This window comes from Clostridioides sp. ZZV14-6154 (genome assembly GCF_020657785.1).
Taxonomy (GTDB): Bacteria; Bacillota; Clostridia; order Peptostreptococcales; family Peptostreptococcaceae; genus Clostridioides.
This window is the reverse complement of record NZ_JAGWCY010000014.1, coordinates 27,272-45,373: the sequence shown is the minus strand read 5'-3', so window position 1 is coordinate 45,373 and position 18,102 is coordinate 27,272. Positions and strand designations below refer to the sequence as shown.

General features: G+C 28.0%; 15 protein-coding genes. 14 read left to right on the top strand and 1 reads right to left on the bottom strand.

The genetic code is table 11. The annotated features are described in order from the left end of the window. Positions 1 to 8 precede the first annotated feature (8 nt). On the top strand, positions 9 to 860 hold the full coding sequence (gene speE, locus KGF45_RS17895) for a polyamine aminopropyltransferase (RefSeq protein WP_227842978.1): 852 nt from the start codon (positions 9 to 11) through the stop codon (positions 858 to 860). After that, positions 850 to 1,728 carry an agmatinase gene (gene speB / locus KGF45_RS17890; protein ID WP_227829855.1) on the top strand — a complete coding sequence of 293 codons (879 nt, stop codon included), beginning with the start codon at positions 850 to 852 and terminating at the stop codon, positions 1,726 to 1,728. Before speE ends, speB begins: the two co-directional genes overlap by 11 nt. Before the next feature lie 161 nt (positions 1,729 to 1,889). Here speB and KGF45_RS17885 read toward each other — a convergent pair whose 3' ends face one another. Then, positions 1,890 to 2,090 (bottom strand): cold-shock protein, encoded by a 201-nt coding sequence (locus KGF45_RS17885; RefSeq protein ID WP_227436749.1) that lies wholly within the window; start codon positions 2,088 to 2,090, stop codon positions 1,890 to 1,892. A 466-nt stretch (positions 2,091 to 2,556) separates the two neighbouring features. Here KGF45_RS17885 and KGF45_RS17880 point away from each other — a divergent pair, with 466 nt between their 5' ends. The 12 genes from KGF45_RS17880 (at position 2,557) to KGF45_RS17825 (ending at position 18,099) form a co-directional block, all read left to right on the top strand. Next, the gene (locus KGF45_RS17880) at positions 2,557 to 4,047 is read left to right on the top strand and encodes a 4Fe-4S dicluster domain-containing protein (protein ID WP_227842977.1); all 1,491 of its coding nucleotides are present in this window, start codon (positions 2,557 to 2,559) and stop codon (positions 4,045 to 4,047) included. A 262-nt stretch (positions 4,048 to 4,309) separates the two neighbouring features. Further along, positions 4,310 to 5,806 (top strand): 4Fe-4S dicluster domain-containing protein, encoded by a 1,497-nt coding sequence (locus KGF45_RS17875; RefSeq protein WP_227841404.1) that lies wholly within the window; start codon positions 4,310 to 4,312, stop codon positions 5,804 to 5,806. Positions 5,807 to 5,976: 170 nt separating this feature from the next. Continuing rightward, positions 5,977 to 6,891, top strand: coding sequence for an MBL fold metallo-hydrolase (locus tag KGF45_RS17870; protein WP_227842976.1), 915 nt, complete (start codon positions 5,977 to 5,979; stop codon positions 6,889 to 6,891). Between the two features lie 120 nt (positions 6,892 to 7,011). Further along, entirely contained in the window at positions 7,012 to 7,203 is a 192-nt protein-coding gene (locus KGF45_RS17865) for a hypothetical protein (RefSeq protein ID WP_003418667.1), read from the top strand. A gap of 222 nt (positions 7,204 to 7,425) precedes the next feature. After that, positions 7,426 to 7,776: a DUF6483 family protein gene (locus tag KGF45_RS17860; RefSeq protein ID WP_227842975.1), complete on the top strand. Its 351-nt coding sequence runs from the start codon at positions 7,426 to 7,428 to the stop codon at positions 7,774 to 7,776. A gap of 261 nt (positions 7,777 to 8,037) precedes the next feature. After that, positions 8,038 to 9,543 (top strand): DUF1846 domain-containing protein, encoded by a 1,506-nt coding sequence (locus tag KGF45_RS17855; protein ID WP_227842974.1) that lies wholly within the window; start codon positions 8,038 to 8,040, stop codon positions 9,541 to 9,543. Positions 9,544 to 9,939: 396 nt separating this feature from the next. Beyond that, a complete protein-coding gene (gene dinB / locus KGF45_RS17850) occupies positions 9,940 to 11,037 on the top strand; it encodes a DNA polymerase IV (RefSeq protein ID WP_227829849.1) in 1,098 nt (365 codons plus the stop codon). 271 nt (positions 11,038 to 11,308) lie between these two features. Further along, positions 11,309 to 12,445, top strand: coding sequence for an ABC transporter ATP-binding protein (locus KGF45_RS17845; protein ID WP_227829848.1), 1,137 nt, complete (start codon positions 11,309 to 11,311; stop codon positions 12,443 to 12,445). Continuing rightward, on the top strand, positions 12,438 to 13,985 hold the full coding sequence (locus KGF45_RS17840) for a glycine betaine ABC transporter substrate-binding protein (protein WP_227829847.1): 1,548 nt from the start codon (positions 12,438 to 12,440) through the stop codon (positions 13,983 to 13,985). The genes KGF45_RS17845 and KGF45_RS17840 overlap by 8 nt, the downstream gene beginning before the upstream one ends. Positions 13,986 to 14,238: 253 nt before the next feature. Then, a complete protein-coding gene (locus KGF45_RS17835) occupies positions 14,239 to 15,105 on the top strand; it encodes a cation diffusion facilitator family transporter (protein ID WP_227829846.1) in 867 nt (288 codons plus the stop codon). Positions 15,106 to 15,244: 139 nt separating this feature from the next. Continuing rightward, the gene (locus tag KGF45_RS17830; protein ID WP_227829845.1) at positions 15,245 to 16,387 is read left to right on the top strand and encodes an aldo/keto reductase; all 1,143 of its coding nucleotides are present in this window, start codon (positions 15,245 to 15,247) and stop codon (positions 16,385 to 16,387) included. Positions 16,388 to 16,875: 488 nt separating this feature from the next. Beyond that, positions 16,876 to 18,099 (top strand): DUF6080 domain-containing protein, encoded by a 1,224-nt coding sequence (locus KGF45_RS17825; protein ID WP_227842973.1) that lies wholly within the window; start codon positions 16,876 to 16,878, stop codon positions 18,097 to 18,099. Positions 18,100 to 18,102: the final 3 nt, after the last annotated feature.

Genomic DNA, 18,102 nt, shown 5'->3' with positions numbered 1-18,102 from the left:
ATTATTATATGGAACTTTGGTATACAGAGGAATGGACAGAAAATGTAAGGTTTTCTATAAAAGTAGATAGACATTTATTTGAAGGGAAGTCTGAGTTTCAAAGAATAGATGTGTTTGATAGTGAGGAGTTTGGAAAGTTTCTGACAATAGATGGTTTAATGATGGTGACATATAAAGATGAGTTTATATATCATGACATGATAACTCATGTTCCTATGGCTACAAATTTAAATATCAAAAAAGTCTTAGTTATAGGTGGTGGAGATGGTGGTACAGTAAGAGAGTTAAGTCGTTATCCTAAAATAGAAAAAATTGATATGGTTGAAATAGATAAAATGGTTGTGGATGTGTCTAAAGAGTATATAGATATATGTTCATGTAAATTAGACGATGAAAGAGTAAATTTATATTTTGAAGATGGAGTTAAGTTTGTTAAAGAGGCTTATGACAAATCTTATGACTTAATAATAGTAGATTCAACTGACCCAATAGGACCAGGAGAAGGACTTTTTTCAAATGATTTTTATAGAGATTGTTATAGAATACTAACTGATGATGGAATTTTAGTAAATCAAAGTGAAAGTCCTTATTTTGGGTTTAATGCTAAAGAAATGAAAAGAGCCAACGATAAGTTAAAAGGTATATTTCCAATATCTAAAGTTTATCAAGCACATATACCAACATATCCATCTGGACACTGGTTATTTGGTTTTGCTTCAAAAAAACTAGACCCAATAAAAAATCAAGATAGAGATGGTTGGGAAAAATTAAATTTAAAAACGAAGTATTATAATAGTGATATCCATTTAGGTTCATTTATGCTACCTCAATATGTAAAGGAGATGTTAAATGAAGAGTAATTTCTATCATATAAATACATTTATGGGTATGGATAAAAGTTATGAAGAATCAAATTTGATAGTGTTTGGAGTAGGGTTTGATGGAACTACTTCAAATAGACCTGGAGCTAGATTTGCAAGTAGCTCGATGAGAAAAGAATTTTATGGTCTTGAGACATATAGTCCTTTTTTAGACTTGGATTTAGAAGATTATAATATATGTGATTATGGAGATTTGGAAATTAGTGTTGGAGATACAGAACAAGTTTTGAAAGAAATATATGATGAAACTGCTAGTATAGTTGAAGATTTAAAGGTTCCATTTATGATTGGTGGAGAACATCTAGTTACTTTACCAGCTTTTAAAGCAGTCTATGAGAAGTATAATGATGTGTATGTAATTCATTTTGATGCACACACAGATTTAAGAGAAGAATATAATAATAATAAAAATTCTCATGCAACAGTAATTAAAAGAGTATGGGATATTGTTGGAGATGATAAAATATTTCAATTTGGAATAAGGTCTGGAACAAGAGAAGAATTTAAATTTGCAATAGAACAAAAACATACTTATATGGAAGTTGGTGGAATAAATACATTTGAAAAGATAATTAATAAATTGAATGGGAAAAATGTTTATTTAACTGTAGATTTAGATGTGTTGGATGCATCTGTATTTCCAGGAACAGGTACACCAGAACCTGGTGGTATAAATTATAGAGAATTTCAAGATATTTTTAAGATTATAAAAAAATCTAATATAAATATAGTTGGTTGTGATATTGTAGAGCTAAGCCCTGATTATGATACAACAGGAGTATCAACAGTTATAGCATGTAAAGTATTGAGAGAATTGTGCTTAATAATATCAAGTAAATTTAGGTAGTGTAGTCTATATGAATAATATACTATAATAGAAAGAAGTTACTTTAAATAAGTTGTTTTAAGTTTAGCACTTTTTTAAGGTAACTTCTTTATTTTTTTTAGACAACAAAAAAGAGCCTTATGTAGCTCCTTTTCTAAAATATATATATTTAAATTAAATAATTATATTCTATTTACGTTTTCAGCTTGAGGTCCTCTATTACCTTGAGTTATATCAAAGCTAACCTTTTCGCCTTCTTCTAAAGTTTTGTATCCATCAGTTTGTATAGCTGAGAAATGTACGAAAACATCGTCTTCTCCTTCTACTGATATGAATCCAAATCCTTTTTCACTATTAAACCATTTTACTATTCCGTTTTTCATTATAAAAAAACCTCCGCTTTATTAAAAAATACAAACTAAATAAATTAAGTCTGTTCTATTAATATAGCATAAATTTTAAAAAAAAGCAATTAAAATTTTAAAAAAAGTTAATCAATTTTAGAATTTAAAAAATTTTGCTAAAAAATATATTAACAATGAAAGAAAATAAAATAGAAATCTGATGAGGTTTAGCAAATTTAATATCAAAAAATGTAATATATAAATTGAAAAATAAAGAGTAAAATATAAAAAAATAATAAAAAATATTATAAAATAGACTGAAAATAAAATTTAAAAATAGTGAAATTTCAGAAATATCACTATTATTATATAATAAAACAAAAAAACAGTATATAAATTCGATAAAATAAAAATTAAATATATAATGTTTTACATATATATTAATAAAAGGAAATATTATGCTATAATAGTACCGTATAAAATTATTTACGGGGGTGGTATTAACATGTTTCAATTTGAAACACAAATACACAAATTAAGACATGATGTTTTAACTGCAATAGCTAGGCTTGGAAAAGAAGATAACCTTACAAGAGAAGCAATGGATAATATTCAATATGAAATAATAAAAGGCGAGAAACCTACATACAGATGTTGTGTTTATAAAGAAAGAGCTATAATATCTGAAAGAGTAAATGTAAGTATGGGACTATTGCCAGGTCAAGATAAAATAGATTTAGATACAATGGATGTAGGAGAAGATGAACAAATAATATATATTTTAGAAGCAGCATGTGATAGTTGCCCAATAAACGAATTTACAGTAACTGATATATGTAGAGGTTGTTTAGCACATAGATGTAAAGAAGCTTGTAAATTTGGTGCTATTACACATGTTGGGGGAATGGCTTATATAAATCATGAACTATGTAAGGCTTGTGGAATGTGTAAAAAAGCTTGCCAATATGATGCCATCTCAGAGGTTGTAAGACCATGTAAGAGCGTATGCCCAACTAATGCTTTAGGGTTTGATAGAGAAAATATGAAAGCTATGATACATGAAGATAAATGTTTAAACTGTGGTGCGTGTATGTCAGCATGCCCATTTGGAGCGATATCTGATAAGAGTTTGATAGCTCCAGTAGCTAGAAAATTAGTACAAAAAGAAAAAATGTACGCAGTAGTAGCTCCAGCTATAACAGGTCAAGTTGAAGCAAATGTTACATATGGTCAAATAAAAAATGCTATAAAATCATTAGGTTTTGTCGATGTACTAGAGGCTGCTTGTGGAGCAGATGCAGTTACAGTTCATGAAAGTTTAGAGTTTGCTGAAAGAATGGAAGAAGGAGACTCTTTTATGACAAACTCTTGTTGTCCAGGATTTGTTGGTTACATAGAAAAGACATTCCCAGACCTTGTAGAAAAAATATCTTCTACTGTATCTCCTATGATAGCTAGTGGAAGATTTATAAAAAATTATGAACCTGATGCAAAAGTAGTATTTATAGGTCCTTGTACAGCTAAAAAGAATGAAGCGGCTAAAAAGGAATTAAAAGGAGCTGTTGATTATGTACTAACTTTTGAAGAAATAATGGCACTATTTGAAGCATTTGATATAGACTTAGCTAAGTGTTCAAATGAAGATATAGATGATGCATCAATATTTGGAAGAGGCTTTGGTGCTGCTGGTGGACTTACAAAAGCTATAGAAAATTATCTTGCTGAAAAAGGTATTGGAGTTAATTTCGAACCTGTAAAAATTTCTGGTTCAAGAGAGATTAAGAAGACAATGACTATGGCTAATTTAGGAAAATTAGAAGGAAACTTTATAGAAGGTATGATGTGCGAAGGTGGATGTATAAATGGTTCTGGTAAGTTCTTATCAGGTGCAAAGGTTAAAACCACTTTTGATAGAAAAAATTCTCAATCAACTAAGAAAAGTATTTTAGCAAATACAAAAATAAAAGATTTTAGTGATATAAATCTAGAAAAATAGATTTATAGATAATCATAAAAAATATAGATGAAGAATAGAGTTGTTCTAAGTTGTAATTTAACATTAGGATAACTCTATTTTTATTTAGACTTATATTAATATATTTAAGTACTTAAAATAAAAATTAGATATATAATATTTTGTATATAACTTAACAAAGACCATGCCTATGTTATAATAATTTATGGAAATAAATAAAAAATACAATATACATAAGAGTATAAATATAGGTGAAATAGGTGGTTTATAGGGAGGAGTACTTATGTTTGAGTTTGAAACACAGCTAAAAAGATTGAAACATGAGATTTTAACAGTTGTAGCAAAACTATCAATTGAGGAAAATTTAACAAAAGAGAACATAGAAAAAATTCCATATGAAATAATTAAAGGAGAGAAAGCAAGATATAGATGCTGCGTTTATAAAGAGAGAGAGGTAGTTCTTGAACGAGCACAACTTGCACTGAGTTTGACACCAAATACTAAATATGAAAATATAAATCCAGATTCAGTAAATTTAGGCTCCAATGAGCAAATTATGTATATAGTGGAAGCTGCATGTGATAGATGTCCAATAAATGAATTTACAGTAACAGAACTTTGTAGAGGGTGTTTGGCACATAGATGTAAAGAAGCTTGTAAGTTTGGAGCAATTTCTTATATAAATGGAAGAGCTTATATAAACCATGATTTATGCAAAGCTTGTGGAATGTGTAAAAGTTCATGTCAATATGATGCTATCTCAGAGGTTATAAGACCATGTAAAAGTGTATGCCCAACTGGTGCGTTAGATTTTAATAGAGATACTATGAAAGCTATGATACATGAAGATAATTGTATAAATTGTGGCGCATGCATGTCAGCTTGTCCATTTGGAGCAATATCTGACAAGAGTTTGATAGTACCAGTTGCAAAAAAACTTGCAAGAAAAGAAAATATGTATGCGATAGTAGCTCCAGCAATAACAGGTCAAATTGATAGTAACATTACATATGGACAATTAAAAAATGCTGTAAAATCACTAGGATTTATAGATATGATAGAAGCTTCTTGTGGAGCAGATGCAGTTACAGTTCGTGAAAGTAATGAATTCATTGAAAGAATAAAATCTGGAGATAAGTATATGACAAATTCATGCTGTCCTGGGTTCTTTAAATATATAGAGAAAATGTTCCCAGATGAAGTTGATAAAATATCTTCTACAGTATCACCTATGGTAGCCACAGGAAGATTCGTAAAAAAATTTGATTCTGATGCTAAGGTAGTATTTATAGGTCCATGTACTGCAAAAAAGAGTGAGGCAACTGAGGAATGTTTAAAAGATGCAGTGGATTATGTACTAACTTTTGAAGAACTAATGGCATTATTTGAAGCTTTTAATGTAGATTTGTCAAAATGCTCAAATGATGATATAAATGATGGTTCAATTTTTGGAAGGGGATTTGGAGCGTCTGGTGGGCTCACAAAATCAATACAGAATTATATTGCTGAAAAAGGTATCAGTTTTGATTTTGAGCCTATAAAAGTTTCTGGACCAAGACAAATTAAGAAAACAATGACAATGGCTAAATTAGGTAGATTAGAAGGTAATTTTATAGAAGGAATGATGTGCGAAGAAGGCTGTATTAATGGAGCTGGTAAATTCTTATCAGGTGTAAAAGCTAAAAATACTTTTGATAGAAAAAATGGACAATCAACTAAGAAGAGTGTTTTATCTAATGATAAAATAAAAGAGTTTGAAGATTTAAATTTAGAAAGATAGTATTAATTGATATTTTAAAAAATACTTAGTTACAATTATAAAACTAAACTATTTGTTATATTTAATGCCACAAATATGCCTAGAATTTGCCCTTTTTCTAGGTGTATTTTATTATGTCAGCATTGCTATACTATAAATATGTAATAAATAAAATTTATAGGAGCTTTTGGATGAAGAAAATAATATTAAAAGATATCATGTTTTTAATTACAACGGTATCTTTGATTGCAGTGCTATTGATTGTAGTAAATGTAACTGCTAATGGTAAGACAGAATCAACAAGTAAATCTTATTTAGATAGTGAGAAAAATAGTATGAGTCAAAATAATATTCAAAATGATATAGAAAATACTGCATTTAAAACTACTATACTAAATACTGGAAAGTCAGATTGCATATTAATTGAGATAGGCAAGAAAGCTATAATGATTGATACAGGAGAAGATAAAGATGGTGAACAAATAGTTAATAATTTAAAAGAAAAAGGTATAAATACGCTTGATTATCTAATTTTAACTCATTTAGATAAAGACCACATAGGTGGAGTTGATAGTGTGTTGTCCAGTGTTAAAGTGAATAATTTAATACAAGCAAATTATAAAAAAGATAGTAAACAATATGATGAATATATTAACTCGCTTAAAAAAACTGGTATAGAGCCTACAGTATTGAAAGAAAAAATGAATATTGTAATCAATAAAGCAAAAATAAGCATACAGCCAGCTTTAAAAAGTAATTATGAGAGTTCAAACGATTACTCGATAATCACTAGTATAAATTATGGAACACATAACTTTTTGTTTGCAGGAGATGCAGAAGAAGAACGTTTAGCTGAATTTATAAGTAAAAATACTTTAAAATACGATTTTGTGAAAATTCCTCATCATGGAAGGTATGATAAATTAAGTGAAGCATTTTTAAAATCTATTTCACCAAAATATGCTGCTATTACTTGCTCACAGAAAAAAGAACCTGATGAAGAAGTATTAGAAATATTAAAAAAATTAGATATAAAAACTTTTCTTACTTCTAATGGAGACATAGTTATAGATAGTGACGGAAATAAGTTAAGTGTAAGTCAATAGTGTTTTCTGAAAAATTGTATAAAAAAATTTAAAAAAATCATTAGCAAATATGAGACCTTAAACATAGTATATTTTAGGAGCTGAAACTCCACATACAAAATAACTAGGAGGTAACATATTATGTTGGATAGATTTTTTGGTGAAGGCGGATTTGGCGGATGTGCTTGGTGGATAATAATATTATTTTTCTTATTCTTAGCATTCCAAGACTGTTGGGCTGAAATGGACTTATGTGCATGGATACCTTTCTTAATATTATTATTAATACTTTGCGAATGTGGTGACGTTTTTGATGGAGGATGTGGATGCTAAAAAAATCAATTTAAATGATTTAAAGAAGCTTATGGTGGGTATAAACAAAATACCAAACCAATCACAATCTAGTGTTTGAAGGTAGTCGGATATCCCCCGCTACCTTCTTTTTTTATTATTCAAAAATTATTTATTCATTATTTTATTTACATACAATAATTTTCTCTAGAAAGTTTGGTATAATTAAAAAGAAAATAAATTTTATTTATAGGAGATGTAAATATGGCTATAGTGGATAAGATTTTCAATGAGATAAAACTTATGGTTGCAAGATTCTTATTGGGGAAAAAATACAGTGAATATGAAGAAAAAGATTTAGTATATAATACTGAAGAAGAAGTTATATTAATAACTTTAAAAAGATTAGTTTTCCAGGGAAATGTGAATGAAGCAGAAGAAATTTTATTTGATAAAGCTAAAACTGTAAATAGTGAAAATATGCAGTATATAGCAATAGAATTTTATACTATGCTTATGGAAAAAACTGATGAAGAATTAGAGTCTATGAATTTTTCTAAACAAGAAGTTTATCAAGGTATAGAAGATATTAGGAAGGTTTTAAATTTAGAATAAAGTATGTATAAAAATATTAAAATAAATTAACGTTAAGATGAGAATATTATATTTAAATATATAAAATATAATATTCTTATTTTATTAATAATATAAGTATATCTTATTTACCATAAAACTATCTTGAAAAAAATTAATCTTAAATGTATAATATTACTTTGAGTGAAAAAGTATTAACATTTTTTTATAAGATGTTTTACTAAAAAAATATATATAAACATACTGTTATCAAAAAGAAATTTAATTTAGTGAGGTGTTAAGATGAAAATAGGATTTGACCACAAAAAATATTTAGAAGAGCAGTCTAAATATATCTTAGAGAGAGTAAATAATTTTGACAAGCTTTATTTGGAGTTTGGAGGAAAATTAATGGGAGACCTTCATGCAAAAAGAGTACTTCCAGGTTTTGATGAAAATGCAAAGATAAAAGTATTACAACATATGAAAGAAAAAGTTGAAGTTGTAATTTGCGTGTATGCAGGAGATATAGAAAGAAATAAAATAAGAGGTGACTTTGGTATCACTTATGATATGGAAGTTTTAAGATTAATAGATGATTTAAGAGGTTATGAACTAGATGTAAATAGTGTAGTAATCACTAGATTTGAGGGACAACCTGCAACGACTGTATTTATAAATAAGTTAGAGCGTAGAGGAATCAAAGTTTATAAACATTATCCAACAAAGGGATATCCTTCAGATGTTGAAACTATAGTTAGTGATGAAGGATATGGAGCAAATGAGTATATAGAAACTACAAAACCAATTGTAGTAGTAACAGCACCAGGACCTAATAGTGGAAAACTTGGTACTTGCTTAAGTCAGTTATACCATGAAAATAAAAGAGGAAATGTAGTTGGATATTCTAAATTTGAAACATTCCCAGTTTGGAATATACCTGTGAAACATCCTTTAAATATAGCTTATGAGGCAGCTACAGTAGATTTAAAAGACGTAAATATGATAGATTCATTCCATCTTGAAACTTATGGTGAAATGTCAGTAAACTATAATAGAGATTTAGAGTTATTCCCAGTGCTTAAAAAAATAATAGAAAAAATAACTGGAAAAGAATCAATTTTCCAATCTCCAACTGACATGGGTGTTAATAGAGTTGGTTTTGGAATAATAGATGATGAAGTAATAAGAAAAGCTTCTATAGAAGAAATTATAAGAAGATACTTTAAAACTGCCTGTGAGTATAAAAAGGGACAAGTTGATAAAGGTGCTTATGATAGAATGAAAATGATTATGGAAGAACTTAACTTAAAGCCAGAAGATAGAAACGTTGTTTTACCTGCTAGAAATTACAGTAATAAGTTAAAAGAAAATGCTGATAAAAATGATACTTGTCCTGTAGTGTCACTAGAATTAGAAGATGGGACAATATTAACTGGTAAAGGTTCTGACTTAATGAATGGAACAGCAGCAGCAGTACTAAATGCAATTAAACATTTAGCCAATATATCTGATGATATGCATTTAATATCACCTGTAATATTAGAGCCTATTATAAATTTAAAAACAAAAACTTTAGCAAGTAGAAATGTTTCACTTAGCTGTCAAGAGGTTTTAACTGCTCTTAGTATTTGCGCTGTAACTAATCCAACTGCACAATTTGCTATGGAAAAGTTAGCTTTATTAAAAGGGTGTCAAGCTCATTCTACTACTATATTAAATAGAGATGATGAACAAACATTTAGAAAGCTTGGTATAGATGTAACTTGTGACCCAGAGTATCCTTCACAAAATCTTTACTATAGCTAAAAATATAATTATACAAAAAAATATGGGCTGTTTTAAAGTAATAGTTTGAGCAGTCCATTACAATTATAATAAAATCAGTAGACTGTCTTGTATAAGGCAGTCTTTTATTTTTAAAACATCCCATTTAAATTAATATATATACTGTTATCCATAAGGAATTTTAATTTAGTTCCTTGGAATACCTATTGTAAAGCTTTTACCTAGTTTTTGCAAGTGTTTTTTATGATTTTTTATAAATTATATTGAATTAGTTGATTATAAACTATTTTAGTAAGAGAAAATATTGATATATAAATAAAATAAATGAAAAAATAGCATAAAGAAACATAAGTTTGGTATAATTAAAACAGTGATGTAAATAAATTTAATCTACTTATACTTTAAAAGGTGATAATAATGGAGCTTCATAGAAAAATAATTCATATAGATATGGATGCTTTTTATGCGTCTATAGAACAAAGAGACAATAAAAAATTAAAAGGTAGACCTGTGGTTGTTGGTGGAAATCCACAAAGCAGAGGAGTAGTTGCAACGTGTTCTTACGAGGCTAGAAAATTTGGCATACATTCAGCTATGCCATCCGCTGTAGCTTATAATAGGTGCCCATATGCAGTTTTTGTAAGACCTAGATTTGAGGTCTATAAAAGTGTATCAAATCAAATAAGAAATATATTTTATAGATACACAGATTTAGTAGAGCCACTATCTTTAGATGAAGCATATTTAGATGTAACGAAAAATAAAAAGAATATTGATTCATCAATTGAAATAGCAAAGCAAATTAAAAGAGATATATTTAAGGAAGTTGGACTTACCTCTTCAGCAGGTATCTCATATAATAAATTTCTTGCTAAGATAGCATCAGATTTAAAAAAGCCTAATGGACTGACTGTAATAAATGAAGAAAATGTTCAGGATTTTTTAGATAAATTGCCTGTAAGTAAATTTTTTGGTGTTGGAAAAGTCACTTCAAATACTCTTAAAAATTTAGGTATAAAAACAGGATATGATTTAAGATGTTTAGATTTATTTGAACTTGAGAGTATATTTAAGAAGAGAGGATATGACTTATATAAATTTGCGAGGGGTATAGATGACAGACCAGTAGAGCCAAATAGAGTTAGAAAATCTGTTGGAGCAGAGACCACACTAAGTCATAACTTAGATATTGACGAAGAGGAAACACGTAATATCCTTGATGAACTTTGTGAGGAAGTATGCCATAGATTAAGAAACTCTGAGAAATTTGGAAAGACGTTGACATTAAAAATTAAGTATGAGGATTTTACACAGATAACTAGAAGTCTTAGTTTAGAACATTATATTGATGAATATAATGATATAAGAAGTGGTGTTGACAATTTATTGAGAAATGTTGAAATGAATGGAAAACAAATTAGACTATTAGGAGTCACAATATCAAACTTAAGTGATAAAAAAGAAACTTATAAAGACATTACTTTATTTGAGTATATGGATAGTATTCAACTATAACTATTTGTTTAAATGAATGAATTAACACTAGTTTTAATTATATATAATTAAGGCTAGTGTTGTATTATTTTATCGAGATTTTTTTATTATTTTTTATATTTTTTGATTTTGAATATTGTATACAAATGCTTGGTATTTACAGTAATGTTTACTAATATGTATTAACCCAAAAGTCGTACTTTGTTTACATAAAGGGGATATTGTGATATAATTATAAAAACAACTTATTGCGATGACAAAGGTTGCTTGTCGAAAGAGGGGATGATAAATTATGATAGAGATAAGAAACGTAACCAAGAAAATGGGAAATAATGTAGTATTAGATGATATTTCTCTAGCCGTTGAAACAGGCACATTGGTGGTTTTAATTGGCTCAAGTGGTTGTGGGAAAACTACTACTTTGAAGCTTATAAACAAATTAATAAAACCTACATCTGGTGAAATATATATTAATGGTAAACCAATTTCTCAAGAAAATGAAATAGAACTTAGAAGGAAAATAGGATATGTTATACAGAACACAGGTCTATTTCCTCATCTTACAATAAAAGAGAATATAGAGTTAATTCCACGTCTAAAAAAGGAAAAGTCAGTTGAAGAAATTGAGGCAAGAACTTTACAACTACTTGAAATGGTAGGTCTTGATAGTGATGATTTTCTAAATAAGTATCCTTCAGAGCTTAGTGGGGGTCAACAGCAAAGAATTGGTGTTGCAAGAGCCATTGCAACTGATGCTGAAATAATATTAATGGATGAGCCTTTTAGTGCTTTAGACCCAATAACAAGAACATCTTTACAAGAACAATTATTTTCTCTTCAAGATGAACTGAAAAAAACTATAATATTTGTAACTCATGATATGGATGAAGCTTTAAAGATAGCTGATAAGATTTGTATTATGAAAGATGGAAGAATAGCACAGTATGATACTCCAGAGAACATACTTAGAAATCCAGCAAATGATTTTGTAAAAGATTTTATTGGAGAAGATAGAGTTTGGGATAATCCAGAATATATAAAAGCAAAAGATATTATGATAAAAAATCCTATTGCTGTTAATTCAACAAGAACTGTAACTCAAGGTATAGAAATTATGAGAAGCAGTAAGGTTGATAGCTTACTAATCATAGATAGAGCTAGAACACTAAAAGGTATTGTTACTGTAAAAGATATGAAAGATATTCATGATAAATCGACATTGCTTAGTGATATTATGTCAAGAGAGCCTTTGCATGTAAATGAAGGTGATAATTTAGTGGAAATACTAAATATAATGAACTGTAATTCAGTTGGATATATTCCAGTTGTTTCAAGTGAAAATAAACTAGTAGGACTGATTACTAGAAGTAGTTTACTTTCTGTTTTAAGTGAGCAATTCCTAGAAATGGAGGTGAGTGTCCTTGGGTAATTTTTTCAATTTTATACTATTGCAAAAAGATAAGATTATAGAGCTTTTGATACAACATATGAGCTTAACTGTTACATCCATTTTGATAGCTATACTAGTGGGTGTCCCTCTAGGAATAATTATTTCAAGAATCTCATCTCTTAGAAAAATTGTGCTTGGATTTGTAAACTTAGTTCAAGCAGTTCCATCAATGGCACTTTTGGGTCTTCTTGTACCAGTACTTGGTATAGGAAGCAAACCAGCAATATTTATGGTAGTAGTATATTCATTATTACCAATTGTAAAGAACACATATATAGGTATAACAAGTATTGACCCAGTAGTATTAGAATCTGCTAAAGGTATTGGTCTTACAAGAAACCAAACTTTATTTAAAATACAGTTTCCTTTAGCTTTGCCTATAATAATGGGTGGGGTTAGAATATCTGCTGTTACAGCGGTTGGTCTTATGACTCTTGCAGCATTTATAGGTGCTGGTGGTCTGGGATATTTAGTATTTTCAGGTGTACAAACTGTAAATAACAATATGATTTTAGCAGGAGCAATTCCATCATGTATAATTGCATTATTAGTTGATTATTTATTTAGTAAGATTGAAGTTGCAGTTACTCCAAAAGGGTTAAATCCAAAGGTTCCAAAGAAAAATTATATAGGACTTAAAGTAGTGTCTGCTATAATAATTATTGCAATGTTATTTGTTACTTTTGGTTCAAGTTTTTCAAGCAAAAAAGAGACAATAACTATAGGCTCTAAAGATTATACAGAACAACTTATTCTTGGTAATGTTTATGCTGAATTGATAGAGAAAAATACAGACCTTAACGTTAAAAAGAATTTAAATCTAGGTGGTTCTTCTGTTGCATTTAATGCTATTAAGTCTGGTGAACTTGATATGTATGTAGATTATACAGGTACACTTTTAGTAAATGTAATGAAGCATGCACCAATTAAAGATGCTGATGAAGCATATAAAGTTGTTAAAGATACTATGGAAAAAGAGAATCAATTAACTTTACTTGACCCTATTGGATTTAACAATACTTATACATTGGCCATGATGCCTAAAACTGCAGAGAAGTATGGAATAAACACTATTTCTGATTTAACTAAATATAGTAGTGACTTTACTTTCTCACCAACTTTAGAGTTTGAAAATAGAGAAGATGGTTTTGTAGGTATTTCTAGAGATTATGGTCTAAAATTCAAAGATGTAAAAGCTATGAATGGAAGTTTAAGATATACAGCTTTAGACAATGATGAATCTCAGGTTGTAGATGCATTTTTAACTGATGGTCTTATTAAAAAGTTTAATCTTAAGATATTAGAAGATGACAAAAACTTCTTTGTTCCATATTATGCAGCTCCATTAGTGAGACAAGATACTCTAAAGAAATATCCTGAGTTAGAGAAAGTGATGAATATGCTTTCAGGAAAAATAGATGAAGAAACTATGAGAGAACTTAACTATCAAGTTGATGAGCTTGGAAAATCACCAGAAGAAGTTGCTCATTCATTCTTAGTTAAAGAAGGTTTAGTATAGAAAATTAATAGTTTATATTATGAACTTAAGTTATAGATAGTATTTTAAATACTATCTATAACTTATTTTTTTTGTATACAAAACCTATATTATAGTTTTTAATTCATAATTAATTTTTAAATTGAATGAACAAGTACAACCAACTTTGAATATAAATATAGTAAGTGTGCTTATATACAATTTGCTTATCTAGTCAATTGATATTGATACATAGTCTTTTTTCGATTAAGTCGAAGGGAGGAGGTATACAGTTATGGATAATTATAAAAAAGTGAAGCAAGTGTTATGGATAATTTTATTTGCCAATTTTGCTGTAGCATTATTAAAAATAATTATTGGTAATAAAATTAAAAGCTATAGTATGACAGCAGATGGGTTTCATTCTCTGTCAGATGGAGCATCTAATATAGTAGGATTAATAGGTATTTTTTTTGCATCTAAACCAAAAGATAAAGATCATCCTTATGGGCATAAAAAATTTGAAATTATAACCAGTTTATTTATTAGTGGTATGTTATTTGTTATAGCAGTTAAGATAATTCTTAGTTCTATATCAAGACTAGCAAACCCAGTTACACCTTCTATAACTATAGAAAGTTTAATCGCTTTAGTCATTACTCTTTTTATAAATATTTTTGTCTGTATATATGAATATAGAGTTGGAACTAAACTGAATAGTTATGTCTTGATTTCAGATTCATTGCATACAAGAAGTGATATATTTGTGTCTTTAGGAGTATTGGTTACTTTAGTTGGTGTTAAGTTAGGATTTCCAGTAATAATAGAATCTGTAGTTCCTATTATTATTTCTGGGTTTATAATTTATTCAGCTTATGGAATATTTAAACCATCTATTGGAATTTTAGTTGATAGAGTAGCTGTAGATGAAGAGTATGTAAGGGAAATTGTATTTGAATTTAATGAAGTGAGAGATGTGCATAATATTAGAAGTAGAGGTAGTAAGAGTGTTATTTATATTGATATGCATGTAATGGTAGACCCATTTATAAGTGTAGAGCAATCTCATGACTTAACGCATAAAATTGAGAAACAAATACAAGAAGAAATTAATGAAAATGCTCAAGTAATAGTGCATATTGAACCTTTTTATAGTTTTTAATTTGACTATGAAGACCTAAGTATAAAAATTTATAATTCATAAAAAAAATATTATACCATAAATATTTTCTGAAAATATTTATGGTATAATATTTTTTATAGAGAAATTAAGTCTTAATATACCTAAGGAGGAATTTATTATGAGATACGTTGAATATGGAAAGACTGGGAAAATGGTTTCAGTAGTTGGATATGGAGGATTAAGATTTGATTTAGAGAAAAGCGACCAAGAAAATGCTGACTTAATTAAATATGCATATGAAAAAGGCATTAATTATTTTGATACAGCACCAGGGTATTGTGATGATAGAAGCGAGGATATATTTGGACTAGCATTTAGACAAATGATAAAAGGTGGTAAAACAGATTTTTACGTATCTACAAAAGGGAAGCCAAAAGAATACGACACAGCAGAAAAAGCAATTGATGCTGTAAAAAAGTCAATAGAGCGATTGGGCGTATCTAAAATAAATTTCTATCATATATGGAATATTAGAAAAATGGAACATTATGAATTTGCAATGAGACCTGGAGGTCAGTATGAGGGTCTATTAAAATGTAAAGAAGAAGGATTGATAGACCACATAGTATTTTCATCTCATCAGCCAGGAGATGAAGTCATAAAAGTTCTTGATGAAAATAAGTTTGAAGGTGTTACTATGGGAATTAATATATTAAACTTTCCATATAGATTAAAGGGTGCTAAACATGCTGTTGAAAATGGATATGGTGTTGTCGCTATGAATCCATTAAGTGGTGGAACTATTCCAAAGTACAATGAAGAGCTTTCTTTTCTAGCAAGAGAAGGTGAAAGTACTGTAGAATCAGCTTTAAGATTTAACATAGGAATTCCACAAATAAATATATCGTTAATAGGAGTTAATAAAAAGCAGGATATAGATGATGCTTGTAAAATTGCAGATGAGAACAAAATATATTCAGATAAAGATATACATGATATTGAAACTAGATTAAGTAAAAACATGAATGAAATATGTACAGGTTGTGGATACTGTAAAGTATGTCCAAAAGATATAAACACTCCAGCATATATGCTTTTCTATAATGAAAAACAGATGTTTAAAAAGAGTGATGAAGAAATGATAAAATCGGTTTATGGGCTAGCACATTGGAATTATACAATGAATAGTAAAGCAAAAGCTAAAGAATGTATAGCTTGTGGAAAATGTGAAATTGAGTGTACTCAGCATTTGCCGATAATTGCTAGGTTAAAAGAAATTAAACAATGGGAAGAAAATGGAGTTAATAATGTTACAGTATAATCAATTTATAATGTACTTAAAATTTGTATAGTATTTAATAATAGCTTAATTTATAAGGGTGTGTCTCAAAATGAACTTTTTAGTTCATGAGGCACTCTTTTTTGTAGGGAATCAAATATATTTTCATCATTTCAACAATGAAAAAGAGGCTTATCTCTATTTTGATACAGCACCTTATATTATGCTTTGATTTATTGTAGTGAAATTTTATCTACACTAACTGACAGCATCTATTTTTATATTGAATCATTCCAATATTTTACATTGAAATCACTTGCAAACTCTAATTTTATAGGCTTCCAATATATATTACACAAATAATTTTTATTTAATTATAGCTTTTAATAAAGTAAATATTGTGGTTGTAAATAAGGAATTATTCAATTACAATAAAACAAGTAAGGATATTATAAAAATGATTATTATAGTTAAAAGAATAAATTGTAGGTAGTAACAAATCCTATATAATGAATGGAGGGTGATATATATTGAAAAATAATATATTTAAATATAAAAATGAGATGTTTTTATTTATATTAGTCACAATAACTTATTTAATAATAACGATAGCATTCTTTTCTAAAACTACAATATTTTATGATTTGAACAACACTTATGATGTATTATTAGATACAGATACAGGTGTACTATTCAATTTAAATGTATTTGCTATAAATCAAGATAATAGCAAGCATGTATTATTTTCAGCTATTATATCAATTTTTGCATATCCAATATATTTACTATGTACCTCGATAGCAAATCCAGGGACAACCGATTTTAATAGTGCTTATGGATTTGGATTGATTTGTCTACAAATAGTAACTAGTGCTACATCTATAACTTTAGTTTTTAATCATATTAAAAAAATAAAAATGCAAAGATTAACTTTAATTTTACTTACTATGATAATGATATTTTCTTTTCCACAACTATTTATGACCTTGAATGTAGAAAGATTTATATATAGTCAGTTTACATTAATATTTTTTATATTTATTGCAAATAAAATGAATGGAAAAAACTCTTATTTAGTAGAATTAGCAGCTATACCATTATTTGGAATAACTATTAGTAATATATATTTGTATTTGCTTAACATAATATTTGAATTTAAGTTGAAAATAGGTAAAATATTAAAGCATTTAATTACATTTATTTTAATGGCATATATTTGTGTAGTTTCAACAAAATCTTATGAAAGTTTTATGAATCTTGGAAATGTAATACAATATGATACAAAGTTTATAAGTGGAGAGCCTATTTTAGAAAAAGTTGCAATGATTATAGAAAGATTATTGTATTCAGTTTTTTATTTTCCTGGAGCGGAGATTAAAAAAGGACTATTTTTGCAAAATGGAGAAGTTGCAACAATACCAGTTATTCTTACTTTATTAGCATTTTGTTTTTGTGTTTTAGCAGTTATTGAGAACTCAGAAAAAAGAGTTCCTAAGTTGTGTATGGGAATAATTTTATTTAATTTAGTTTTACATGGTATAATAGGGTACAATCTGACTAATTCAAGTATAATGACTATAAATTTTAGTTTTGCAGTTATAGTTTTATTAGCTTACTTTACTAAAGCACTTAGAAAAAATGAAAAAAGCATGTACAATATATTTTTATCATTGTTGCTAGTCACTATAATAATTAGTAATATCAATGGATTTATAGAAATTTTAAATATTGGGATAAAATCATATCCTGTTTAAAAA

Bases quoted from the DNA above. Each gene is read 5' to 3' on its own strand.
- KGF45_RS17830 (WP_227829845.1), top strand. From the start codon at position 15,245: ATGAGATACGTTGAATATGGAAAGACTGGGAAAATGGTTTCAGTAGTT.
- KGF45_RS17860 (WP_227842975.1), top strand. From the start codon at position 7,426: ATGGCTATAGTGGATAAGATTTTCAATGAGATAAAACTTATGGTTGCA.
- KGF45_RS17865 (WP_003418667.1), top strand. From the start codon at position 7,012: ATGTTGGATAGATTTTTTGGTGAAGGCGGATTTGGCGGATGTGCTTGG.
- speB (WP_227829855.1), top strand. From the start codon at position 850: ATGAAGAGTAATTTCTATCATATAAATACATTTATGGGTATGGATAAA.
- speE (WP_227842978.1), top strand. From the start codon at position 9: ATGGAACTTTGGTATACAGAGGAATGGACAGAAAATGTAAGGTTTTCT.
- KGF45_RS17875 (WP_227841404.1), top strand. From the start codon at position 4,310: ATGTTTGAGTTTGAAACACAGCTAAAAAGATTGAAACATGAGATTTTA.
- KGF45_RS17855 (WP_227842974.1), top strand. From the start codon at position 8,038: ATGAAAATAGGATTTGACCACAAAAAATATTTAGAAGAGCAGTCTAAA.
- KGF45_RS17880 (WP_227842977.1), top strand. From the start codon at position 2,557: ATGTTTCAATTTGAAACACAAATACACAAATTAAGACATGATGTTTTA.
- KGF45_RS17870 (WP_227842976.1), top strand. From the start codon at position 5,977: ATGAAGAAAATAATATTAAAAGATATCATGTTTTTAATTACAACGGTA.
- KGF45_RS17835 (WP_227829846.1), top strand. From the start codon at position 14,239: ATGGATAATTATAAAAAAGTGAAGCAAGTGTTATGGATAATTTTATTT.
- KGF45_RS17845 (WP_227829848.1), top strand. From the start codon at position 11,309: ATGATAGAGATAAGAAACGTAACCAAGAAAATGGGAAATAATGTAGTA.
- dinB (WP_227829849.1), top strand. From the start codon at position 9,940: ATGGAGCTTCATAGAAAAATAATTCATATAGATATGGATGCTTTTTAT.
- KGF45_RS17885 (WP_227436749.1), bottom strand. From the start codon at position 2,090: ATGAAAAACGGAATAGTAAAATGGTTTAATAGTGAAAAAGGATTTGGA.